Annotated in this window: 16 protein-coding genes and 4 pseudogenes; 5 read left to right on the top strand and 15 right to left on the bottom strand. The window is 59.7% G+C overall.

Annotated elements, in window-relative coordinates; genetic code table 11:
• Positions 1-825 precede the first annotated feature (825 nt).
• Positions 826-1653 (bottom strand): hypothetical protein, encoded by an 828-nt coding sequence (locus AC0L2L_RS31290; RefSeq protein WP_473583687.1) that lies wholly within the window; start codon positions 1651-1653, stop codon positions 826-828.
• A 426-nt stretch (positions 1654-2079) separates the two neighbouring features.
• Positions 2080-2283: pseudogene (locus tag AC0L2L_RS31295) on the bottom strand (transposase); the annotation flags it as partial.
• A gap of 252 nt (positions 2284-2535) precedes the next feature.
• Here AC0L2L_RS31295 and AC0L2L_RS31300 point away from each other — a divergent pair.
• Complete coding sequence (locus AC0L2L_RS31300; RefSeq protein WP_473583705.1) at positions 2536-3750, top strand: IS110 family RNA-guided transposase; 1215 nt, start codon at positions 2536-2538, stop codon at positions 3748-3750.
• A 320-nt stretch (positions 3751-4070) separates the two neighbouring features.
• Here the strand turns inward: AC0L2L_RS31300 and AC0L2L_RS31305 are convergent.
• The 6 genes and pseudogenes from AC0L2L_RS31305 to AC0L2L_RS31330 form a co-directional block, all read right to left on the bottom strand.
• Positions 4071-5083: pseudogene (locus tag AC0L2L_RS31305) on the bottom strand (IS256 family transposase); the annotation flags it as partial.
• A gap of 468 nt (positions 5084-5551) precedes the next feature.
• Positions 5552-6440 (bottom strand): annotated as a pseudogene (gene purU, locus AC0L2L_RS31310) (formyltetrahydrofolate deformylase).
• Between the two features lie 714 nt (positions 6441-7154).
• Positions 7155-7688: a sarcosine oxidase subunit gamma family protein gene (locus AC0L2L_RS31315; RefSeq protein WP_473583688.1), complete on the bottom strand. Its 534-nt coding sequence runs from the start codon at positions 7686-7688 to the stop codon at positions 7155-7157.
• Positions 7681-10650, bottom strand: coding sequence for a sarcosine oxidase subunit alpha family protein (locus AC0L2L_RS31320; protein WP_473583689.1), 2970 nt, complete (start codon positions 10648-10650; stop codon positions 7681-7683). The genes AC0L2L_RS31315 and AC0L2L_RS31320 overlap by 8 nt, the downstream gene beginning before the upstream one ends.
• 6 nt (positions 10651-10656) lie before the next feature.
• Complete coding sequence (locus AC0L2L_RS31325; protein WP_473583690.1) at positions 10657-10920, bottom strand: sarcosine oxidase subunit delta; 264 nt, start codon at positions 10918-10920, stop codon at positions 10657-10659.
• 18 nt (positions 10921-10938) lie between these two features.
• Positions 10939-12189 carry a sarcosine oxidase subunit beta family protein gene (locus AC0L2L_RS31330; RefSeq protein WP_473583691.1) on the bottom strand — a complete coding sequence of 417 codons (1251 nt, stop codon included), beginning with the start codon at positions 12187-12189 and terminating at the stop codon, positions 10939-10941.
• Positions 12190-12286: 97 nt separating this feature from the next.
• Between AC0L2L_RS31330 and AC0L2L_RS31335 the strand changes: the two genes are divergently transcribed.
• Positions 12287-13267: a GlxA family transcriptional regulator gene (locus tag AC0L2L_RS31335; RefSeq protein WP_473583692.1), complete on the top strand. Its 981-nt coding sequence runs from the start codon at positions 12287-12289 to the stop codon at positions 13265-13267.
• Between the two features lie 868 nt (positions 13268-14135).
• Here the strand turns inward: AC0L2L_RS31335 and AC0L2L_RS31340 are convergent.
• The 7 genes from AC0L2L_RS31340 to AC0L2L_RS31370 form a co-directional block, all read right to left on the bottom strand.
• A complete protein-coding gene (locus tag AC0L2L_RS31340; RefSeq protein ID WP_473583693.1) occupies positions 14136-14975 on the bottom strand; it encodes an ABC transporter permease in 840 nt (279 codons plus the stop codon).
• Positions 14976-14985: 10 nt separating this feature from the next.
• Positions 14986-16236 carry an ABC transporter permease gene (locus tag AC0L2L_RS31345; RefSeq protein ID WP_473583694.1) on the bottom strand — a complete coding sequence of 417 codons (1251 nt, stop codon included), beginning with the start codon at positions 16234-16236 and terminating at the stop codon, positions 14986-14988.
• Complete coding sequence (locus tag AC0L2L_RS31350; RefSeq protein WP_473583695.1) at positions 16229-17338, bottom strand: ABC transporter ATP-binding protein; 1110 nt, start codon at positions 17336-17338, stop codon at positions 16229-16231. The genes AC0L2L_RS31345 and AC0L2L_RS31350 overlap by 8 nt, the downstream gene beginning before the upstream one ends.
• A gap of 103 nt (positions 17339-17441) precedes the next feature.
• The gene (locus tag AC0L2L_RS31355; protein WP_473583696.1) at positions 17442-18509 is read right to left on the bottom strand and encodes an ABC transporter substrate-binding protein; all 1068 of its coding nucleotides are present in this window, start codon (positions 18507-18509) and stop codon (positions 17442-17444) included.
• Positions 18510-18572: 63 nt separating this feature from the next.
• On the bottom strand, positions 18573-19913 hold the full coding sequence (locus AC0L2L_RS31360) for an amidase (protein ID WP_473583697.1): 1341 nt from the start codon (positions 19911-19913) through the stop codon (positions 18573-18575).
• Complete coding sequence (locus AC0L2L_RS31365; RefSeq protein WP_473583698.1) at positions 19906-20118, bottom strand: hypothetical protein; 213 nt, start codon at positions 20116-20118, stop codon at positions 19906-19908. The genes AC0L2L_RS31360 and AC0L2L_RS31365 overlap by 8 nt, the downstream gene beginning before the upstream one ends.
• A 9-nt stretch (positions 20119-20127) precedes the next feature.
• Positions 20128-21273: a M24 family metallopeptidase gene (locus tag AC0L2L_RS31370; RefSeq protein WP_473583699.1), complete on the bottom strand. Its 1146-nt coding sequence runs from the start codon at positions 21271-21273 to the stop codon at positions 20128-20130.
• Between the two features lie 161 nt (positions 21274-21434).
• Here AC0L2L_RS31370 and AC0L2L_RS31375 point away from each other — a divergent pair, with 161 nt between their 5' ends.
• The 3 genes and pseudogenes from AC0L2L_RS31375 to AC0L2L_RS31385 all read left to right on the top strand — a co-directional run.
• The gene (locus AC0L2L_RS31375; RefSeq protein ID WP_473583700.1) at positions 21435-22208 is read left to right on the top strand and encodes a maleate cis-trans isomerase family protein; all 774 of its coding nucleotides are present in this window, start codon (positions 21435-21437) and stop codon (positions 22206-22208) included.
• Positions 22208-22903 carry a GntR family transcriptional regulator gene (locus tag AC0L2L_RS31380; RefSeq protein ID WP_473583701.1) on the top strand — a complete coding sequence of 232 codons (696 nt, stop codon included), beginning with the start codon at positions 22208-22210 and terminating at the stop codon, positions 22901-22903. The genes AC0L2L_RS31375 and AC0L2L_RS31380 overlap by 1 nt, the downstream gene beginning before the upstream one ends.
• Before the next feature lie 166 nt (positions 22904-23069).
• A pseudogene (locus AC0L2L_RS31385) lies at positions 23070-23165 on the top strand (LuxR family transcriptional regulator); the annotation flags it as partial.

Here is a 23165-nt window from a genome sequence, read left to right on the forward strand (position 1 = left end):
TGATGGGCTGACGACTGCCGCACATACAGGATCGCTTTACGCTCGAGATGCTGCGGCCCAATCTTCTCATGCATCATGATCAGCGCCCTCCCGTTGTACTGCACCCTCGCCGTCGACGTGCCCGAGGATCAGGCTGACCATCAGCTTCGTCACTGATCGGCGCGTTGCGGCCGGCAGCGCCTGCCATTGCGGCGTCTGCACCGTGTTGGCGTCGTTCGGCTCGAGAACAGATCGAACTGGTATGTCGTGGCTGGCGCGGCATGGACATCTCCCCGATTCGCGTGAGAGCCCAATGCTGCGCCCATCTCCGGCGATTGCGATGGGGCGCCCGTGTCGAGGAGCAGCTTTGCCAGGGTGCCTAGCGCGGCAAGGTCGACGTGCGGAGCAGTCGTGATGCGCCAACTCTTACTGAGGATCCGATCGAACATCCAAGCCGGGACCTCCAACCACCGATCCGAGGCCTGGCCGAAAACGCTACAGCGGAAGATTGCTACGTCATTCCGATCGATCACTTCGTGAATATGGACTTTGCGACCCGCCCAAGGATGCCATGGATAGAGAAGCTCGCGCTCCGGGCCGGTCCCGTGGGTGTTGCGTCGCTGAGTTGTACAACACCGCGCGACCGCACTCCCAAATCGGCCTGGCAGACACCGGCCGAGTTCGCCAGCACCTTCAATCCGCGACGGCCGCTTGCGCTGCGCTCTGCCAAAGGCTCAGCGCCAGCGCCCGTCGCTTTACCCGCCCAGCAGGGCAGAACCCACGCCGGAAACGAACTCAAAAACTGGATAGAAATGGGTAAGGTCAGACCTATTGAAAAGCTCACAGCTAGAGCACTTCGCCGGGCGGTGCGGAGATGTAGCATGATGCGTAGACATAGCCGATCGTGCGCTCCAAGCTATTCTCTATCCCCAGCTCGGCCATAGCAGTCAGGATCGCCTGCCGTTCCGTAATTGTGGAGAAGCGGCGCTGACGTCGTCTGAACCGATCTGCAAGCCTGGTTTCCAATGTATAACCTCGAAGGGCTGCAGCGATGTTGTCATAGCTGAAGGGGTGCATTGCGAAGGCGACGACCCACGGACGTGATGCCACCGAGGCGTCATACACACGTGCAAAGGTTCGGTCCGTGGCGTAACCCACACAGCCTGTGCTGATAATGATGTCTGCGTCCGCCAGGGCGCAACGTTCCTTTACCGTTAAGTCCCGGGTTTCCAGATTAGCCGGGATGCCAGTCTCCAGGAGGCCCTGGTTCTGCGCATAACGAACAGCGCGAAATGATGGGTCCACGCCGACGAACCTGATGTCATCACGAAGGCCGCGATCGCGAAAGAACGCGCGATGCTCGATTTCGTGGCGGCGTGACAGCGATCCGCTGGAGCCTAGATATGCAGCATACAGATCGTCGAGATCGAGATCGGTGCGCAGTAAGGCAGCGTTGACGCCATAGGAGCAACCGACATCGATAATCTTTAACTGGGTCTTGTTTCGAAGGCGTCGATAATTGGCGAAGATCGTTTCGAAGACCGGCTTGGCCTGACTTGGGAGTATATAGTCCAAGGCCATATGCGCGCGAAAATAGGCGTGCGGCCACTTGCGGTTATACGCTCCCGAGAAGTCATGCTTCTCCCACTGAATGCTGTTGCGCACACTTGCCATCTCACTATTGTCCTTCTCACTACCCCTAACTTTTTGGGCTCGCAGGAGACGGTCTTCTGCCCAAGGTCGACAGGCGCGGCGAGCGAATTCGGTCGCGGTTACCCGCGACGAATTACGGTCGGCAGTTGCTGCCGCGTCGCAGAGCTTCAACATTCGTGCCACTTGCACCGAAAAAAGCCTCAGAATTGATTTTTTGCATGTTTTCAAATGACTTACCTGGTGTGCAACAGGAAACCAGGCCGACCATCACCGTGTCGCGGACGCGACTAACCAGACAGTAGGTGTCGGGTGTCCGCGTTGACAAAGGAACGGGCGGACAGGATTCCTCCAGTTGTGTGCGTCAAGTTCTGCAAAATGGCTTGGCAGTGACGTGGTGCGTCCGCCGCGCCGCCCCTGTGTAGCGGAGCGGCGGGCGCACCGGCCGCTTCAGGCGGCCAATGCCCTCAGGCTCTCCTTCTTGTGCTCGCGCAGATGCTCCATGTTGAGGTAGCGGGTCGCCTCGAGCCAGGTCTCATGGATCTCCACCGCCAGCGCCCGCACCAGCCGCAGACAGCTCCGCGGGCTAGGGAAGATGCGCGCGACCAGTGTGCGCCGCTTGATGTCCTGGTTCAGCCGTTCCAGCATGTTCGTAACCGGTATGATCATGACGGTGCCATCCGATCCCCGCTGGAGATGAGCGATTTTCGGCGTATGGTGCGACCATCCGGGACAGGGGCACCGGGAGCAAGCCAAGTGCGGGCAGGCCGATGTATTCGATGCTGCGAGCTCGCGTTAGTAGCTGGCCGCCCCTGCGACCTGCCCGGTTGGGCCGAGAGCGCGGATCCGTCGTCGCCCGCCGGCTCCCGACTGTTTGAGGAGGAGCCGATGAGACGTGTGATTGGAATGGACATCCACCGCACCTTTGCGGAGGTGGTGGTTTGGGAAGACGGCCGGCTGCGCCATCACGGACGGGTCGATATGACCCGCTCGGGACTGGAAGGGTTTGGCCGCAGTTTGCGAAGGACGGATGAGATTGTCGTCGAGGCTACGGGCAACGCCATGGCGGTGGTGCGGCTTCTGTCGCCCTATGTCGGCCGGATGATTGTCGCCAACCCGATGCAGGTGAAGGCGATCGCCCATGCCAGGATCAAGACCGACAAGATCGATGCCGGGGTTCTGGCGCAGCTCCATGCCAGCGGCTTTCTGCCGGAGGTCTGGGTTCCCGATGAGCGGACTGAGCGGCTTCGCCGCCTCGTCGCGCGGCGCAACCAGGTCGTGCGGCACCGCACGCGCGTGAAGAACGAGGTGCATGGCATCCTGCAGGCGCACCTCGTGCCGAAGTGCCCGCATGCCGATCTGTTCAACCGTCGGGGTCGCGCCTGGCTCGAGCAGCAGGTGCTTCCCTACGACGAGCGGACCGCTATCGCCCGCCACATCCGCGAGATCGATCGCCTAGCCGAGGATCTGGCTGACCTCGATCGCGACATCGCACGGGAAGCGGTTGATGATGTGCAAGTCCGGCGGCTTCAGACGATCACCGGCGTCAATGCTATCGTCGCGAGCGGTATCATCGCCGCCGTCGGCGACATCCGGCGGTTCCGCGAGCCGCAGAGGCTGGTGAGCTACTTCGGCCTCAATCCGCGTGTGCGCCAATCCGGTCTTGGCTTGGCGCAATATGGCCGGATCAGCAAACATGGGCGTTCCCATGCCCGCGCTATGCTGGTCGAGGCCGCCTGGGCGGCGGCGAAGGCGCCCGGACCGCTCAGAGCCTTCTTCCTGCGCATCCGCAACAAGCGCGGCCATCAGGTCGCCGCCGTGGCGGTCGCCCGCAAGCTCGCGGTGATCTGGCATCTGCTGACAAAGGAGCAGGACTACTTCTGGGCTCGCCCGGCGCTGGTGGCGGCAAAGCAGAGGCAGCTCGCTCTCAAGGCTGGCGCGCCGGGCGAGCGCGGTGTCGGTCGCCGCGGTTCGGCTTACGCCTACAACGTGAAGGAGTTGCGAAACAGCGAGAAAGCCGCGGCCGAGAATGCCGAGCGTGCCTACGAGCTGATGGTTCGGCATTGGCGGCCACGCGGGCCGAAGCGGCGCACGGACGCCACAAAGGAGGAACGACTATAAGGCTGCGTGGCGGCACTCTCATCCCCTACACCACTCTTTGCCACGTGGTCGTCCGTGCCGGACAAATATAGCATAGGGAAAGTGCCGGCACGACCGGCCGTCTCGGTCCCCTCCAGACTGGCGCCGTGCTCGACGCCGTCAAGGCGTGGCCTTGAAACCTCGCAGCCGGCCGTGCCGCCAATCGCACCGGCCAGCCTTGACTGCTTTCGACTCGCTCGCACGGGAAATCCGTGTGGGCCGCCGGGACGAAGAAACAGGCTCACCTGAAGCCGAACAAAGAAACGAACAGGAGTCGAAAAAGCCAAAAAGCCGAAATCAGGCTTGTCGATGTCATCCGTCGACTTCATGTGCTTGTGGTGGGCAAGCGGCAGCCGATAGAAGCTCAGCGTCTCCTCGATGTTGTCCTCCACCCAGCTCACCAGCCTTGGGTACTTGGCCTGCCATTTGGCGATCCATTGCGCCAGATCGCGCTTGACCTCGGCAAGGTCGCGCCGGTCGTAAAACCATCTGAGTTCCATCAGGCAATCGTCGTCGACCTTGCGCGGCACATAATCGAGCGCGTTCCTGAGGAAATGCACATAGCAGCGCTGCCAGACGGCCTCGGGCAGCACTTCCTGGATCGCTGCCCTGAGCCCCGGATGATCGTCGGAGACGACGAACTCGACGCCGGCGAGCCCGCGCTGCTTGAGCCGGCCACGAATTCGCGCCAGCTCGAATGGCTTTCCCGGTTGGCCAGCTCCACGCCCAGACCTTGGCGCCGGCCCTCCCAGTCCACCCCGATCGCCACCAGAACCGCCTGGCTGGCGATCACGCCGGCCTCGCGAGCCCGCTCGTAGCGCGCGTCCAAAATGAGATACGGATAGCTCTCCTTGAGCGGCTGCTCAAAGAACGCCTTCAGCGCTTCATCCAGCCGCACCGTCGCCGCGCTCACCGTCGCGGCCGAGAAGGCGTGACCGCACAGTTCCTCGGTGATCGCCTTCACCTTGCGCGTCGACACCCCTTGCACATACATCTCGACCAGCGCCGATACCAATGCCTTCTCCGAGCGCTGATAGCGCTCAAACAGCTCCGTCGAGAACCGGCCCGTCCGATCCTGCGGAACCCGCAGTTCCAGCACGCCAACCCGCGTCACAAGCCGGCGTTCGTAGTAGCCGGACCGGTAGCCGACCCGCTCCGCGGTCCGCTCGCCCTTCTCAGCTCCCAGCGCCTCCGTCATCTCGGCTTCCAGAACCTCCTGCACCACACTTTGCAAAACCCGTCGAAAGCCGTCCGCGTCCGACAGCAGCAGCGCTTTCAACTCTGGCCCGTTGAGCTTAACTTCTTGCTTGGTCATGGCACCCTTTCCACGGGATCGGTGAATCGCAACGTCACCAGCGTGCCATGGCCGCCCACTCAGCCGACCGGGCGCTTCTCTTTCTTCAGAGCTTTGCAGAACCTTCAGGACACTATCATTCCTCCGGGTTTTTGCCCTCTTTGAGTAGCCCTTGAACAGGGGGTCTTCGCCTGTCCATCACGCAATCTAGGCAACGGCAACTGCCCTAGGGTAGCAGGGCGTGAATGGTCTTATCGGCATTCAGCTTCTTCGTAGCTATCCGGCGATCGCTTCGCCGGAGGCTACGGTCACCAAACTTGCGAGATCTTCCTGGCTGGTCTCGGCGGCGAGGGTGTGCTGCACCGAGCTTAAGCCGCTCCTTGCCCTTTGCGGCTCCCGAAAGATATAAGTGCGGCTCGCCGGGTCGTCGTCGACGATGTGACGGTCTTCACGCCATTCTGCTCTCAAGCGCCGCAGCCGCGGCCTTCGTTAATTGATCATGATGCGTTCGGAGGCGTAACTTCCCGGGCTCGCGGGAAGACGACAGGCGGCTGCCGTTCAAGAAGACGCGGTGATGGATATGGGCGTGGACTGCCCGTGCAAGGTTTGACTTTCAACGTCCCGGCCTATCGAGACATAGTCTTCGGCGCTTTGGGCGTGGGTAACGCGCACCGCGTCCTGTTCGATAATCGGGCCCTCATCGAGATCGGCTGTGACATGATTCGCCGTAGCCCCGATCAGCTTGACGCCGCGCTCATAAGCCTGCTTGTAGGGATTGGCGCCCTTGAAGCTCGGTAGGAAAGAGTGATGGATGTTGATGATCTTGCCCGACATCTTGTGGCACATGGCATCCGACAGCACCTGCATGTAGCGACCAAGCACGATCAGTTCGGTGCCTGAGCTTTCAACCAACTGTAGGATCTGGGCTTCGGCCTGCGGCTTGTTTTCCTTCGTCACCTTAATGTGGTGAAAGGGAATGTCATGGTTCACCACGACCTTTTGGTAGTCGAAATCGTTTGAGACGACGCCGACGATGTCGATCGGCAGAGCCCCGATCCGCCAACGATCCAGAAGGTCGTTGAGGCAATGGCCAAAGCGCGAGACCATCAATAGCACCTTCATCCTTTGCGTTTGCATGTGAAGCTCTGCTTCCATTTGCAATTTTTCGCCAATTGGTCTTAGCTACTCGGCGAGTGCTTCGGCTCGTTGCCCGCCCTCGGATATGAATGAGACGCGCATTAAGAAGCGGCCAGTGCTAAGATCGTCGGGTCGCGAGCTATCGACGATATTGCAACCCCATTTCGCAAAGAAAACCGGATACGGCAGCTATTATTATTGGCATTGATTCACATGTTGCTGTGAGGACATAAGTAGTCATCCGTTGCCTTTACGGATTGTCGGAAACAAGGTTCGCTTCTTTGTGAGAAGGTGGGCCATAAAAGCGGCTCGAAGCTTTCGGAGCCCGGCCTGTCGTCCAGGGCATGAGGTCACCCGACCAAAACAAACCTTGCAATCCGGCCGCTCAGGAGATAAACCAATGATGCGCCAAACGCTCCAGGTCCACGTTCCGTCCGGATAACTGCAACGACTGTCTTGCTGCTCCACATTTCGCGGTGCGGCAGGACCGCGGCCAATGCGCGGGGCGATGCCGCCGCGAAACGCAACACGTTCCGCCCGACAGGTCGACGTCAATCCCGCAGGCGCCGTCGGCTCGCGCGGCGTTGCCTCGACCTCGACCGGGATGAAACTTGGCAGGCATTCCCTCGCGCGGACAAGGCCAGCGACGCGGCGCAAACCGTCGACAGGACTCGGCTGACGCCACTATGATCACCTCCGAGATGTCGCGCCCGTTTCCGCGCTTCCGCGACAATCCGCACCTTCTCATCGTCCGATCACGCGCGATGCTGCCGGTGGCCAGAAATCAGCTCGATGCTCCGATAGCCGCTGAAGGCTTCAAGCCTGACACCAAGCCTGACCGCATCCGACATCGCAATACTCTCGCCTCAACGCCGACAAGAATATCCGACACTCCGAGGTCACGTGGGGAGCTGATGACGCTTACGATAATGATTGTCATGGAAGCTTTCCGTTTTCAGACGTACTCAGCGCACATGAGGGCAAGATCATCCCACAGGCTTTCGGCAAAGCTGCGCAGAACCATAATTTCGAAAGCGTCGTCGCCCACGCGGGTCAGGTGCGCCGCGATGTGGCCGATCAGCGTGGTCGTCGAGTGACCGACCGGGAACGCGGCAAGCGACAGATCGACCGCGGTGCCCTTAGCCAGCACCCGCTCGACCATGGGGCCTTTCGCCAGCATTCGAACGCGGCCCTGGCTTTGGTCGACGCCAAAGGCGTCCGGCTTTAGCGCTTCGAATAGCGCCGAAAGCTCCGCATGTGATTTCATGCCGTTGCCGACGAGAAACCACTGGCCGGGGCCGGCGGCGCGAACCGCCTGCTCTGAACCGTCGGAGAGCGGCCCAAGACGTGCAGCAAGACCCTCGTCGCCCGGCTTGCCGAGAACATGTATGACATGGCCTTCGGCGAGGGCTTCGAGGGCGATCCGGTCGGAAACAATCGGACGCATGGTGGCCAGAGCGGGCCGTAGGGTGATGCGGAATTCAGACATGAAGCTTCTCATTTTCTGGATCGACGAAAACCGGATGGCAGAGGCGGCCGCGTGTGAACTCATTGCGCAGGCCATTCCAGATTATCACGTCCTCGCCATGCCGTTCGGAACCGCGCTTAACGAGCGCCAGACCGATCGTGGAGCCAACATGCGGCGAGTAGGCTGAAGAGGTGACATAGCCCTGGTCATTTTCGAGTATGGGGGCCGCATCCTTTGCGAGGATATGCGAGCCGTTGCGGAAGGAGTTGTTAGAATCGAGCGGCATGACACCGACGAGCTGCGGCCGGTCAAGCGCAACAAGACCTTCGCGGCCCACCATGGCCTTGCCAATGAAATCCTCCTTGGCGGCGGACACCATCTTGCCGAAGCCGAGATCGCCCGGCACCACGGTCCCGTTGATTTCGTTATGGGTGACGTGGCCCTTCTCGATTCGCATTACGCCGAGCGCTTCGACGCCATAAGGCTGGATGCCGTGCTCGCGGCCCGCCTCCATCAGTGCGTCGGCGACGCCTTCGCCATAGCCGGCTGGAACCGCCACTTCATAAGCCAGCTCGCCGGAGAAGGAGATCCGGAACAGGCGGCCATGGAGCTGACCGCCAAACAGGGACACTTCCTTGGCGGCGAGGAACGGGAAGGCCGCGTTCGAAATATCCTCATCGACGATCTTCTGTAGGATCGTTCGGGATTTCGGCCCGGCGATCGCCATCTGCGCCCACTGGTCAGTTGCCGACGCAAGCCGTACGTCGAGTTCCGGCCACAATGCCTGCGAGCAGAATTCGAGGTGATTCATGACGCCTGCAGCATAAGCCGTAGTGGTGGTCATGAAAAAATGATGGTCGGACAGGCGGCTGGTCGTGCCGTCGTCATAGATCATGCCGTCTTCACGCAACATCAGGCCATAGCGCGCCTTGCCGACCGGCAGTTTCAAAAAGACGTTTGAATAGACGCGGTTGAGGAATTCGGCGGCATCTTTGCCGCAGACCTCGATCTTGCCAAGCATGGACACATCGCAAAGGCCGGCATTGATGCGGGCGTTTTTGACTTCGCGGTCGACACTTTCGCGCCAGGTTGTCTCGCCGTTACGTCGGAACCACGAGGAACGATACCAGAGGCCGGTCTCGACAAAGACCGCGCCGTTTTTCTTGGCCCAGTCATGCAGCGGCGACTTGCGCACCGGCTGAAAGTGGAAACCGTGATAGGCGCCGGTGAGCGCTCCGAAGGAGACCGGCGTATAGAAAGGACGGAAGGTCGTCGTGCCGACATCCGCAGGCGAGATGCCGCGCGCTTCGGCGAGCAGACCGATGGCGTTGACGTTGGAGAGCTTGCCCTGATCGGTCGCCATGCCCAACGTCGTGTACCGCTTGGCCAGCTCCACGTCGCCATAGCCTTCCTGCACGGCGAGGCCGAGATCCTTGCGATGTACGTCGTTCTGGAAGTCGACAAAAGCCTTGCGCTTGACGCCCGGAATAGTCCACAGCGCCTTGGTCGGACGCGTCTGCGCCGCCATATCGCCTTCAACCGTACGGAAATCGGCCGGCGTCGCCGAGAAGCCCATGTCTGAGACCATAACTGAGGCTTTGGCGGCGCCTTTTGCCAGCGAAGCGGCAATGCCCGCCGCGCCTAAGGCCGCGCCTGCCAGCTGCAAACCGTTCAACCTCTCCGGCGCAAGAAATGCAGCCTGCTCGTCGGACCAAACGGGCTTGCCGCCACGATGGCAGGCAAGATGAATGACGGGGCTGAAGCCGCCGGCCACCGCGAGCGCATCCACTTTCAGGGTTTCCTTGGAGCTGCCCTTCAAAATTTCGATGGCCGAGAGGGCCTTGCCGCCCTTGGCATCCGATACTAGCGCACCCTTCAGGACCCGTCCCCTGCCTGCATAGGCCGCACAGCCTTCTGCGCGACTGTCGATGATCGCCACAGGCACGATGCCCCGCGCTTCGAGATCAAGAGCGAGCGCATAGCCGCTGTCGTTCGTGGTAAAGATCGCCACCTCACGGCCGGGCACAACGCCATAGCGGTTAAGATAGGTGCGCATCGCGCCTGCCATCATCACGCCCGGAATGTCGTTGCCGCCGAAGACCAACGGGCGTCCCTCGGCACCGGTCGCCAGAAGCGCCTGTTTCGCGGCGATGCGCCACAGCCGCTCGACCGGGACTTTCGCCTGCGGCAAAGCGACGTGCTTCTGCACTCGCTCGACCGCGCCGAACACGTTGCCGTCATACCAGCCGAACACAGTGGTGCGGTCGAGGATGCGTATGTTCGGGAGCGATTCCAGCTCGGCCGTCGTTTGACGGACGAATTCCACCGCGGTCGCGTCGCCGATCCTGGCTGTTTCCGACAGGAGCGAACCGCCGAGCATCGAATGCTCGTCGGCCAGGATCACCCGCGCGCCGGATCGTCCCGCAGTCAGCGCAGCGGCAAGGCCGGCAGGGCCGGCGCCGATGATCAGAAGGTCGCAATGCGCCCAGCATTTCTCATAGGTATCCGGATCCGCTTCATAGCTTGCCTTGCCGAGACCGGCGGCCTTGCGGATGAAGGGCTCGTAGACCTTTTCCCAGAATTGGGTCGGCCACATGAATGTCTTGTAGTAGAAGCCGGCGCCGAGGAAGGCCGATAGCAGGCTGTTCAGGGAGCCGATGTCGAAATGAAGTGACGGCCACCGGTTCTGGCTCTTCGCTTCCAGCCCCTGAAATAGTTCCTGCATGGTGGCGCGAGTATTCGGCTCGGTGCGGCCGCCCCGACCGATGGTCACCAGCGCATTCGGCTCGGCGGCACCGGCGGTCAGGATACCGCGCGGACGGTGATACTTGAAGCTGCGACCGACCAGAAGCTGTCCGTTGGCGAGCAGCGCCGAGGCGAGGCTGTCGCCGGCAAAGCCGAGCATTCTTTTACCATCAAAGGAAAAAGACAGCCTCGCCTGGCGGTCGATAATGCCGCCATTCTGCAAACGGTACGATGTCATGGGCGCCTATCCTTGCGCGAGCGCCGCATAGCGGCTCGCTTCTATCTCGTGGGTGGCGGTATCGCGGGTCACCACCAGCCAGCGGCGGCAGCCAGAGGTATGGTGCCAGTATTCCTCATAGGCACCACGCGAGTTGTCGCGCAGATAGACGTAGTCCACCCAGGCTTCCTTGCCGGCGTCGGGCGCGGGCCGGGCGAGCGCCGCGCCCTTCACGGTGAATTCTTCCTTCGGCCGGGAGCCGCAGTGGGGGCAGGGGATGAGACTTGCCATCGTGCAATACCTTGAGGGTCAGTGAAGGTTGGGCTGGGCGCCCTGACCCTTTTCGTCGATCAGATAGCCGCGCACGAAACGGTCAAGCCGGAAGGCGCGGGCGAGCTCGTGCGGCGTGCCCCGTGCGAGCAGATGCGAGAAGCAGAAGCCCGATGCCGGCGTCGCTTTGAAGCCACCATAACACCAGCCGGCATTGAGGTAGAGATTGTCGATATGGGTACGGTCGATGATCGGCGAGCCGTCCATCGACATGTCCATGACGCCGCCCCAGGAGCGCAGCACGCGCACACGGGAAATGCCTGGGATCATCGCCTTGCCCGCCTCGGCGACATGCTCGACGGTGGCGAGATTGCCGCGTTGGGCGTAGGAATTATAGCCGTCGATATCGCCACCGAAGACCAGGCCGCCCTTGTCGGATTGCGAGACGTAGAAGTGGCCCGCACCGAAGGTGACCACGCAGTCGATGAAGGGCTTCAGGCCTTCCGACACGAACGCCTGGAGCACATGGCTCTCGATCGGCAGCTTGATGTCGGCCATTTCGGCAACGCGTGAAGAATTGCCGGCGGCTGTGAGCCCCAGTCTGCCGCAGCCGATAAAACCGCGGGTTGTCTCGACGCCGACGACCTTGCCGTTTTCCCGGCGGATGCCGGTCACCTCGCAATGTTGGATGATGTCGACGCCGCGGCTGTCGGCGCCCCGGGCATAGCCCCAGGCCACTGCATCATGCCGCACCGTGCCGCCACGCCGCTGAAGAAGGCCGCCCTGGATGGGAAAGCGGGCATTGTCAAAATCGAGGAAGGGCAGTTTGGCGCGCACCGCCTCGCGGTCGAGCAGCTCGGCATCGACGCCATGCAGCAGCATGGCGTTGCCGCGTCGCGTATAGGCGTCGCGCTGCGCATCGGAATGGTAGAGATTCAGTACGCCGCGCTGGGAGACCATGGCATTGAAATTGAAGTCCTGCTCCAGGCCTTCCCAGAGCTTCATCGACAGTTCGTAGAAGGGATTATTGCCCGGCAGCAGGTAGTTCGAACGGATAATCGTAGTGTTGCGGCCGACGTTACCGTTGCCGATATGGCCTTTTTCCAGCACGGCGACATTGGTGATCCCGAATTTCTTGGCGAGATAATAGGCGGTCGCCAGGCCGTGGCCACCGCCACCGACGATGATCACGTCGTAGCGGGACTTCGGCTCCGGCTGGCGCCAGGCCCGCACCCAAGCCTTGTTGCCGCAAAGCCCGTTGAGAAATAGAGATAGAGCCGAATATCGCATGTAATGCCAATGCCCGCTGGAGGTGATGCCTGATAGCCTAGGCCGAGTTTCACGATCTGAATTGCACAGATAGGACGTCGTGAAGTAAAATTGGGCCATGGTGTCGATTGAAACAAAGGCCCTCCACCGCATTGGCTTTCTGCTCGTGCCAAATTTCGCGCTGATGTCCTATGCGTCCGCCAGCGAGCCCTTGCGCGCTGCGAACCTAATCGCCGGCGTACCGCTCTATGATGCGGTGCCGCTTTCTTCCTCTGGCGACCCGGTGCGAAGCTCGTCGGGCCTCAATGTCGAATGCGGCGACCTGCTGCTCCAAGGCAGCGCTTGCCATACGCTCTTCGTCTGTGCCGGCGGCAGCCGCCGCGATTGGATGGATCGGGACGGGCTTTATGGCACGCTGCGCAAGCTCTCGCGGCAAGGAATCAGGATCGGCGGCATATCGTCGGGTGCCTACCTTCTGGCTGCAGCAGGCCTCCTGGACAATCGCGACTTTACCGTTCACTGGGAACATGCCGGGCTTCTGAAGGAAGCCTTTCCACGTCTGTCGCCCCGGCAGGCGCGCTATGTCATAGACGGCGACCGGATCACCTGCGGGGGTGGTATAGCGCCGCTCGACATGATGCATGCGATGATTTCCGAGCGGATGGGCTCGCATTTCGCTCGCCGCGTTAGCGACTGGTATCTCCACACGGCGGTCAGTGAGCCCACCGCGCCGCAGCGCAGCTCGGCGGCGGAGCGCTTCGGCACCCATCATCCGGCGCTGCTGACAAGCCTGGAAAAGATGGAGGCGGCCATCGAACAGCCATTATCCCGCGACGCTATGGCGAAGGTCGCTGGCGTCAGCGTTCGCCACCTAAACAGATTGTTCGCAGACCACTTGGAAATCGGATTTCTTGAAGCGTATCGAAACGTCCGCTTGGATCACGCACGCCGTCTTTTGGAGCAGAGCCCGCTGTCGGTCTCCGAGATCGCGTTCGCCACCGGATTTTCTAGTGCGGGTCATTTTTCCAAAGTGTTCACTGCACGCTTCGCCATCACCCCGGGCCGGCTTCGGGACAGAATAAGGGAAAGCAAGCGATGATCAGTCGGCTCTGCTTTCATCAGGTCCGAGCAAGTATGGTCGGGCAAGCGCCGCCTCAAGGCCATTGCTGACCGTAGTCTCAAAGTTGCCGGCGATCATCGCTCCAGCGCTACCGAATCCTTTGACCAATCCTCAGGTCCATCGCAACTGGGTTGAAAGAGCGCCTTCAGCACCTTTCAGCACGGGCATGACGGCCTGCACGCAACGACCCGGATCAATTACCCTCGCCACAGCATCTCGCGCCATTGCCCCGGGCGAGCAGAGCGGGAAATGCAGGCCTGAAACTGTTAATCCAGTGAAATAAGCCACGTCGAGTGCCGAACGTAACTCGTCAGCTTCGCCCCAAGCGGAATAATGCGCTCTGCGACGACGCGATCCTTATCCGTTAGGTTCGGCGACGCGACCCGTGGTGTGTAGGACTGCCTGAATTCTGCCGCAGCATTCGGCAGGGATCGGACGATGCACTCCGTTCCAATTTGCGGGGAAAGCGTCGTCATGACGGAAATCGAGAGCTTCCTTCGATCGCGATGTCGACCGACCGAAGATCACCTGGTTAGACCGAAACGACGATGGCAGAGGCTTCCTCGGCAAGGAGCTTTGTTATTCGATCTCCTTGAACGCGGGGCACTCGACCCCTGCACGAGCCGGTTGGCTAAGAGCATTTTCGTTCTGCAATAGGTCGCCCGGAATGGCGGATCTTGCCAGCTCCTTCGGGGGCACGTCGTGGAGTGCACCAACCTGTCAACTTGGAACCTGCGTCGCCCCAAGCCGTTCGACGGAGATCGTTGCCGACAGGGATGGTCAGCGGGTCGTCTTTCCCACGTATTCGTTATGAGTTACGAAGCAGGCTGGAGCTCCGTTTGCTTAGTTAGTTGACTGGTTTTGCCGACCGCTGGGCGGACTGGCGCCGCAGCACTCCCATCAGGATCATCAGCACCAAAGAGAGAACGATCCAGGTGGTGGCGACGGCCAGAATGGTAGGACTGATCTGTTCACGCAGTCCGGACCACATTTTGCGGGGAACCGTGTAGTAGGCCGGACTTGGGGACAAAAAGAGAGTGATTACAGCTTCGTCGAACGACGTCACGAAGGCCAGTGCGGCGCCGGAAAGGACGCCAGGCGCGATAAGTGGCAGCGTGACGCGACGAAAGACCATCGTCGGATGCGCGCCGGAAATGAGACCCGCCCGCACCAACCCCTGATCGAAGTTCGAAAGGCTGGCCAGTGCGGTTACTACGACGAAAGGCAGTCCCAAGGTAGAATGAGCGAGCACCAGCCCGAGAAAGCTGTCAACGAGACCTACCTTGGCAAAGACGAAATATGTTCCGGTAGCCAACACCACAATCGGGACGATCATTGGGGCCAAGAGAAGGCTCACGATCAGGCTTCGCATGGGGAGGCGCTTATTGAGGCCCAAAGCAGCAAGGGTACCAAGCGCGGTCGCCACAAGCGTCGAAAGAATCCCGACGAAGAAGCTGTTGCGGACGGCGACTCTCCAACCTGCATCTGAAATGAATGCTTCGTACCATCGGCTCGAGAACGCCTCCGGCTGAAAGTGCAGCATACCCTTGGTGAATGTGAAGTAGGGCTCCGCATTGAAGGAGAGCGGCACGATGATGATTATCGGCGCAATGAGAAAGATCACGATCGCCCAGCAAATGACGCGGAAGAGAACCGACCAAACTATCTCGACGGTGTAGCTGTTCATATCGCGTTCCTCAGTTCACCAGCCGGTTGGCGCCGAAATATCTGTGATAGACGGCGTAGAGGATCAGGACGACAGATAAGAGTATCATACCCAGGGCCGCGGCTAGACCCCAGTTGAGCGACGACTGGACATGGAACGCGATGATGTTGGAGATCATCTGACCGGATTGTCCGCCGACAAGAGCGGGCGTGATGTAGTATCCTACGGCAAGGATAAAGACGAGAAGAGCTCCCGATCCAATGCCCCGCAGTGTGTTTGGAAAGTAGACCTTCCTGAAGGCGTAGAACCGATGCGCACCCAGCGATTGGGCAGCACGCATGTACATCGGAGGTATCGAAACCATCACGCTGTAAAGCGGGAGGATGAAGAAGGGCAGAAGAATGTGCGTCATGGCGATCAGGGTGCCGGCAAGGTTGTAGATCATTCTCACCCTGTTCTCGTCCGAGATGATCCCGAGGTAGACGAGCAGGTCGTTTAGAACGCCCTGAGATTGCAGAAGCACGATCCAGCCGGTGGTACGAACAAGCAGGGACGTCCAGAATGGCAAAAGGACGAAGACGATCATAATCGAGCCGAGAAGGTTCGACGACGTCGCGATCAAATAGGCCACGGGATAGCCAAGAAAGATGCAGAGTGCTGTCACTGAAAACGCAACGAAAAAGGTTCTCGCGAAGAGCGTCGTGTGGATGCGGTTCTCTTCAGGGACGCGTTCGACGGCGCCTGAGGCGCTCCGGCGGAGATCCACCGCTGCCAGGTAATAGTTGGCGCTCACTGAGCTACGCAACCGATTGATGGCCTGCCAGGTCGATTGTTCACCCCACACAGGATCCGCTCGAAAGAACCATTCCGAATAATGATCGGTGGGAGGGTTCTGCCCGAGGCGCCGCGCCGTTCTTGTGAGAGCACTACGAAGCCCAGCGGCCTCGACGTTCAGTCGATTTGCGATCGAGCCAACGATGTCAACCTGTCGAGCCTCGATAAGGTCCTGTGCGAGCGCCTGAAACGTCTGCTCGTCGGGGGCACCGCTTCCACTCCAATTCTGAAGTGCCTCTACGGTCTGCGGCAGTCCATCGTGAATGGTCGGGTCGTAAACGCTCAAGCGGAGAATGTAGCCGAGCGGAAGGAGGAAGGTGAAGAACAGGAACAGCAACGCAGGCGCCAGAAGGAGAAGGCCCTTCCGCGTTTCGCTCCGTCGAGACCGCGCGACCTGCCGAGCGAGTTCTTTAGGTGTCGCAACGACAGCCGCAGCCCCATCAGCCATGGCCAGGCACTCCATCGGATGAAAAGGCGCGCGCGTCGGTGGCTTGCCAACCGAGGAGCACGGCCTGACCGACGGAGATTTGTGCCAGCTCGCCCCTGTTCAGCTGTTTCATGGTCACGGTCTGCCCGTCCTCGAGCTGACACGACAGGCGCAGATGATCTCCGAAGTAGACCACTTCCTTTGCGACGGCTTGGGCGGTGTTGGCGAAATCCGCACCATCATGTGCCAACGACACGCGCTCCGGACGAAGCGAGACCACCGCGCCATCACCCCGCTTCAAGGATCCGACCGCGACGCATTGCATGTCGACTTTTCCGACGGTCACGAGGCACTCGTTGCGAGCAGCCGAAGAGATCACGCCGCTCAAGTGGTTATTTTCGCCCACGAATGACGAGACGAATGCCGTTTCAGGCGATTCATAAATCGCGCGGGCAGGACCGACCTGTTCAATAATGCCGCTGTTGAATACCGCCACGCGGTCGGACATCGCCAAGGCTTCGTCCTGATCATGCGTGACATACACCACGGTAAGGCCGAGTTCCTCGTGCAGGTGCTTGATCTCCATCTGTATGTGTTCGCGAAGCTGCTTGTCGAGCGCGCCTAAGGGTTCATCCATCAGCACAAGCGACGGTTCGAACACCAGAGCACGGGCCAGCGCCACTCGCTGCTGCTGTCCACCTGAAAGCTGAGCGGGGCGACGGCGCGCCAATGCGCCCATGCGGATCCGTTCCAGCGCGGCGCTTACGCGCGATGCAATCTCCGGCTTCGGCATCTTGCGCGCCACGAGGGGAAACGCCACGTTCTCCTCAATGGTCATGTGAGGAAACAAAGCATAGTTTTGAAAGACCATGCCGATATCCCTCCGGTGAGGAGGAACGTTCGTTAGATCGCGGCCTGCTACGGTGATCTTGCCGCCGGTGGGCCGCTCGAAACCTGCAAGCATCATCAGCGACGTTGTCTTGCCCGACCCGGACGGGCCCAGCATCGTGAGAAATTCTCCCTTTGCTATAGCAAGGGAAAGGGACTGCACGACAAGCGAAGACCCGTCGTAGCTCTTTTGCACTTCGTGGAAATTCACGAACGCTCTGGCGTCGCTATTCATGATCTCTCGTTCTGGCTCGTGGTACTGGCGCATCCACCGCATCAGATCCGATGGCCGGAGCAACGCCCCGACCATCTCAGCGGGCAAGCAATTCGTGAACGAATTACTTCGCCATCCAGGTCGCCCAGCGCTGGTTGATCTCGTCCTGATGATCTGCCCAGAACTCGAGATCGTTCGCAAGAGACGTCTTGAAATTGGCTTCGTATGTCGGCAGGCTGGTCCGGATCGTCTCCGGGATCAAAGACTGCGAGGATTTTCTGACCGGACCGTAACTGATATACTTCGTCACGTCGGCAAGGCGCTGGCCTGTCGTCGAGAACTTCACAAAGTCCAGAGCCGCGTCCTTGTTCTTGCTGGCCTTCGAGATCGCCCAGACGTCAAGGTTCCAGATCTGTCCATCCCAAACGATCTCGAAGGGTTTGTTCTCTTTCGAGATCGCGTCGTAGATACGGCCATTCGCGGCTGCCGTCATGACGACTTCGCCGTCTGCGAGAAGCTGCGGCGCCTGAGCGTGCGCGCCCCAGAACACTACGTCCTTTTTGATGGAGTCGAGCTTGGCAAACGCCCTGTCGAGACCTTCCTTGGTCGCGAGCGTTTCGTAAACCTTGTCGTTCGGCACGCCATCGGCCATGAGCGCCCACTCGAGATTGACGTTTGGCTTGTTGCTCAGCCCGCGCTTGCCCGGAAACTTCGTAAGGTCGAAGAAATCGGCAATAGTCTTGGGTCCGCCGTTCGGGAACTTGGCCTTGTCGTAGGCGACGATATTCGACCACATGATGGTTCCGACGCCGCAATCCATCAGGGTGCCTGGCAGGAAGTCGTCCTTGGCGGCAGTTCCATCGGCCGCCGGAGCGAGCTGGGAGGCGTCGATCTTTTCGATGAGCCCGTCATCGCAAGCTCTGAGCGCATCCTGAAGTTCAAGGTCGATCACATCCCAAGCGCCGTTGCCGGATTGAACCTGGGATCTAAGTTCTGCGAGACCGCCGTTATAATCAGCGGTGAGTACCTTGGCGCCTTTCTCGGCCGTGTAGGGTTCGATAAAGGCCTTTGACTGACTGGCCGTGTAGGCACCTCCGAACGACGCGACAACCAGTTGGTCCGCGGCGAAGCTTGTGGACGAAACGGTGGGGATGCTAGTAATCGCAGCCACTAGATATAGAACCTTGTTCATTCTTGTTCCTCCTCTGAATTGACCGATCTTCACGCCGGCTTGGTCGATTGAATTTAAAAGCGGCTAGGCCGCGATCTTGTTTGTTCCTCGAAGAGTTTCCTCAAAAGCCTGCGCTACCGCCAGAAGCTCGGAGTCGCGATTGCGTCGGCCGACTAGCTGAGCTGATACAGGAAGGTAGGATCTCTCCTCGTGGACGGGGAGCGCGATAGCTGGTGCCCCCACGAGGTTGAAGAACGATGTGAACAGGGTCAGCGCGTTTCCTACGGGCAGACTGTCACCTCCCACGTCGACACGCACCGCACCAACTTTTGGGGCCGTGATCGGGCAACTGGGCGTCAGGAGAACGTCCACGGTGTTCATCGTCTCTGAGAACGCCCGATCATAAACCTCAAGCATGCGCTTGCACTGGATGTAGCTCTCTGCCGAAAGGAACTGTCCGAGCGCCATCCCGCTCAGCATGTCTTCCCCGAACGATGAGCGCGCATGCGCGAGATTGGGGCCATGATAGGCCAACGTCTCCGCCAACTGTATCGTCAGCGAAACTGTTCTTGCTTCCGCTTGGTCCGGGAGCTCGATTTCCGTGAACGAGGCCCCCATTTGCTCGAGGACAGATTTGGCCATGAGAAACGCATGACGGACGGGCGCGTCACTTCTTTCGGCCCACCCCCTTACGGTCCCGACCTTCAGGTTCCTGGGTACCGCTGCCTGACCAATAGCTGTCGTCTGATCGAGAACGAGGGCCACGTCTTCCACGTTGTTGGCAAAGATCCCGGCATGATCGAGAGACCAGCAGTACGGAATGACGCCTTGAAGGCTCATGCGCCCGAAGCTGGGTTTGAAACCAACTACTCCACAAAGTGCGGCTGGAACACGGACCGAGCCGCCAGTGTCCGTTCCCAGGGCGTAGGGCACGATTCCCGCCGCAACCGCGGCCGCCGACCCTCCGCTGGATCCTCCGGCCAGCCGGGTGGTGTCGAATGGATTGCGGGTCGTACCACTCCAGCCGTTCTCCCCCGTCGCGCCATACGCGAACTCGTGCTGGTTTGCCTTGCCGATCAGTACTGCGCCAGCCTGCTCCAGCCGCGTGATGACCAAAGCCGATGTGTCAGGCACATTGTCCTTGAGCACCGGACTTCCACCCGTTGTGAGAACGCCGGCGGTCTCGAACATGTCCTTTGCCGCGAAAGGCACACCCTCGAGCAGCACCCCATCATGGCCGTCTCTTCTCCGAGCGTCGGTTCTTGCCGCCCGCAAGAGTGCTTGATCCCGCATGATCGTTATGAAGCTGAAGTGCTCGGGATTCAGTCGTTCCGCTGCCGCCAAGCTCTCCTCGACGATTTCGACAACCGAGCGACCGCCTCGAATTTCTGTTGCGATCTGTTTAACGGATCTCCTGTCAGTCATTGGTGAGCCCCGAGCAGTAGTCATCGGGGCCCACCTGGCCCAAATCTTTACTTACGATACGATGGAGGTCAGAAATGACCTTTTCGAAGCTAGAGACGACGCCGAATGTCGGCGCGACGAGCTGCTCCAGATCCTTCTCGTCCCAGCGGCTGCCGAAGAATTCGGCGTTCATCGCTTTCAATGTAGCAAAGGTGGGTCGATTCATTGACCTGCCTCAAACGACTACGAGTTCGCGCGGATAGTTCGTCAGGTACTCAAATCCGGTATCGGTCACCACGATCGAGTCACCGACACGCCCGCCGAAGCTACCTTCGATCGTAATCCCTCCGTCGACCGCGAAGGTCATGCCGGCTTCGAGCAGACGCTTCTCTCCGCGCTTCAGTTCTGGGGATTCCAGGAATGACTGACCGACCGAACGACCAGTACGATATCCAGCCGCGAAGCCTGCTTCCGTATAGACTGCTTCTGCAGCGGCGTTTATTTCCTCGCATGCGATCCCCGGCTTGATTGCCGCGAGCGCCGCCTGCTGAGCGGCCACGGCGGTCTCGTAGACGCGTGCCTGCTCGTCCGTCGCCCCGCCGACGAAAAATTCACGGTCGAAGCCGAGCTTATAGTTGCGGAAGTTGGCGATCCCGCAGAAGCAGAGATAGATCGGGTCTCCCTTCCGGATGGTCCGAACAGAAGAACGGCGGTGCACCAGGCACACATCGGTGCCCGACTGCATGATCTGAAGATTGTAGATGGTGGGAGAGACGAAGCGATCCGTCTTCTCGTCGAGGAATGACGCTGCCTTCCTGGTGCCCGCTGCGATAACCGCCAGCGCGACCTCGTACTCCGGCAAGCCCTCGGCGATGACTTCGCGCGCGCCTTTCACCATCGCGACGGCGACTTCGCCCGCCTTGCGCATGGTTCCGATCTCATCCGCCGATTTGATCATCCGGATCTCCGAGATGACAGGCCCGGCATCGCCTACTTCGGCTCCATGAAGCATAGGGAGCAGATCATTGGCCACGAGCGCCGGGACCGATCGCTTCTCAATTGCAACTCGGCGCGCCTTTCCTTCGACCGCCGACTTGAGGACGCTGCGCCACTCGTCCTTGATGCCGTCGCTCCATGGGCGAATGTCAGTCACCCAGCTCATCCGTCCGCACATCTCCGATTCCATCAGGGGAGTGATAATGGACGGCTCACCGTCGACAGGAACCGTCATCAGGGTAGGACGACCGAAGTCTATGCCGAGGTAGTCCAGGTACTCGCCGAAGTAGGCGATGGAATCCGGGTTGGTCAGAATGGCGCTTTCGAAGCCCCCCGCCTGGAGCGCCTTCTTCAGTTTCTCGGTACGTTCCTGGCCAGGTCTCATAGTCTCGGATCTCTCAAGCTGTATGCAGGTTGGATTACAACAATGTTAAGCGGCCATCAAATACCTGTCAACTACGCCGCCGCAGCGGTTTTTCGACGGCTATCTTGCAAATTCGCGTTAGCTGTGTACAGGTAACGACCGGCTATAGGAGCGGACGGCAAATGCGACAGACTGGAACTGTGGAATATTCACTGGGCTGCGGAGGCATCCGGTTCGATGAGGGGCGCCATCACAAGGCCAAGCTAGGATTCGTTCTTCTGGCTATGGAGCAGACCATTGAAGAGGACATGTTCAACCTGGCTCCGCACGGGGTCGGCGTTCATTTCCAGAGAGCCCCGATGGCAAATAGGGTGGACGTCGAAACTTTGTCCGCCATGGCTTCGGGAATCGGTGACGCTGCTGCTCTGATCGTTCCGGAGGTTCAACTCGACGTCATTTGCTACGCATGCACTTCCGGAAGCGTCGTGATCGGCGAAGACAAGGTGTTCGCCGAACTCACGCGCGGTGCACCCGGCGCCAAACCGACGTCTATAATCTCCGGCGTCATGCGCGCCCTGAAGGCCGTGAATGCGAGGAAGATCACAGTCGCGACTCCTTATGTCGATCCGGTTAACGAGATCGAGCGGATTTATATGGAAGAACGGGGATTTGAGATCCTGAATATCCAGGGTTTGAACATTGAAAATGATGAAGACATGGTGCGGGTGACCCCTGACTACATCTATGAATTCGCGAAGCAGGTCGATCGAGCAGATTCCGATGCCATTTTTATCAGTTGCGGCGCCCTTCGCTCGGTGGACATTATCCAGGCACTTGAAGCAGAATCGGGTAAGCCTGTGATCACCAGCAACCAGGCGATGGTGTGGGATTGCTTGCGGTTGGCGGGGGTGAAGGACCGGAGCGACAAATATGGCCGACTTTTCAAAGAGAACTGATGTCTAAAGTCGCGACAGCATTTAAGCGAGAGGCGCCGAGAGTTGCGCCTCCTCGGGGCCAGTCAATCGAGATCCATCGTGTCCTTCGAGACCGGATCTGCCTGTTACAATATCGGCCCGGAGAACTGCTCGTCGAGACAGAATTGGCTGCGGAGTTCAATGTCAGTCGTACACCGGTCCGGCAGGCGTTGCAGCGTCTTGACTACGAAGGTCTTGTTGAAACCAAGAACGGCGTCGGCACGACAGTCACCGGAGTGGATTTCAAGGAATTCAAAGATGTCTACGCTTTCCGTCTAAGACTGAGTGAAATGATCGGCGATTTCAGCAGACCGGACCGAACCCCCAAAACACTTGAGGAGGTCGAGGCGCTTGTCCCGCGGGTAGAAGCCCTTCTTCAGTCAAAGGATTTTGAGCAATTCTGGCAGATCAACCACGAGCTGCATTTCGCGGTCAATGGGCTTATCAGCAATTCCGCGATGAGGGAGAGCCATGATCGGCTGTACTTTCAGGCCTCACGTGTCTGGTACAGCTTAGTGGATAGAATGTGGGAGGATGAAGTCAGGTTCTTAAAGGAGGAAGTTGATGAACTCTGTCGCGCGTTGCGTGCTGGAGATCTGAGAGCAGTCGGATTTGTGCAGCGAAACTTCATCTCATACGGCTTATCGCGCGTCGCGAGATACATCTCCACGGGCTAGTTACTATCCCGTCAGTCACGTCAATTCGCGCGGGATTTGACGGAAACCTGTTTCCCTCCGCAGTCTGCTGCGGCCACTATCCCGCGTCCTTCTGATCGCGATGCAAGGCCATAGCTGCCAAAAAGCAGAAAGTCCCAGTTTACTTGAAAAACGGCCGCAGGAGAAAATGCAGCTCGTCTTCGAAACTTTGCTGGAACAGTTGTCTTTGAGCGTTGATGAAGTCGACTTCCATAACGCACTGGCCAGCGCCGCCGGCGCCTTC

Source organism: Mesorhizobium sp. WSM4832, from assembly GCF_055811115.1.

Bases quoted from the DNA above. Each gene is read 5' to 3' on its own strand.
- AC0L2L_RS31290 (WP_473583687.1), bottom strand. From the start codon at position 1,653: ATGGCAAGTGTGCGCAACAGCATTCAGTGGGAGAAGCATGACTTCTCG.
- AC0L2L_RS31300 (WP_473583705.1), top strand. From the start codon at position 2,536: ATGGACATCCACCGCACCTTTGCGGAGGTGGTGGTTTGGGAAGACGGC.
- AC0L2L_RS31315 (WP_473583688.1), bottom strand. From the start codon at position 7,688: ATGTCTGAATTCCGCATCACCCTACGGCCCGCTCTGGCCACCATGCGT.
- AC0L2L_RS31320 (WP_473583689.1), bottom strand. From the start codon at position 10,650: ATGACATCGTACCGTTTGCAGAATGGCGGCATTATCGACCGCCAGGCG.
- AC0L2L_RS31325 (WP_473583690.1), bottom strand. From the start codon at position 10,920: ATGGCAAGTCTCATCCCCTGCCCCCACTGCGGCTCCCGGCCGAAGGAA.
- AC0L2L_RS31330 (WP_473583691.1), bottom strand. From the start codon at position 12,189: ATGCGATATTCGGCTCTATCTCTATTTCTCAACGGGCTTTGCGGCAAC.
- AC0L2L_RS31335 (WP_473583692.1), top strand. From the start codon at position 12,287: ATGGTGTCGATTGAAACAAAGGCCCTCCACCGCATTGGCTTTCTGCTC.
- AC0L2L_RS31340 (WP_473583693.1), bottom strand. From the start codon at position 14,975: ATGAACAGCTACACCGTCGAGATAGTTTGGTCGGTTCTCTTCCGCGTC.
- AC0L2L_RS31345 (WP_473583694.1), bottom strand. From the start codon at position 16,236: ATGGCTGATGGGGCTGCGGCTGTCGTTGCGACACCTAAAGAACTCGCT.
- AC0L2L_RS31350 (WP_473583695.1), bottom strand. From the start codon at position 17,338: ATGAATAGCGACGCCAGAGCGTTCGTGAATTTCCACGAAGTGCAAAAG.
- AC0L2L_RS31355 (WP_473583696.1), bottom strand. From the start codon at position 18,509: ATGAACAAGGTTCTATATCTAGTGGCTGCGATTACTAGCATCCCCACC.
- AC0L2L_RS31360 (WP_473583697.1), bottom strand. From the start codon at position 19,913: ATGACTGACAGGAGATCCGTTAAACAGATCGCAACAGAAATTCGAGGC.
- AC0L2L_RS31365 (WP_473583698.1), bottom strand. From the start codon at position 20,118: ATGAATCGACCCACCTTTGCTACATTGAAAGCGATGAACGCCGAATTC.
- AC0L2L_RS31370 (WP_473583699.1), bottom strand. From the start codon at position 21,273: ATGAGACCTGGCCAGGAACGTACCGAGAAACTGAAGAAGGCGCTCCAG.
- AC0L2L_RS31375 (WP_473583700.1), top strand. From the start codon at position 21,435: ATGCGACAGACTGGAACTGTGGAATATTCACTGGGCTGCGGAGGCATC.
- AC0L2L_RS31380 (WP_473583701.1), top strand. From the start codon at position 22,208: ATGTCTAAAGTCGCGACAGCATTTAAGCGAGAGGCGCCGAGAGTTGCG.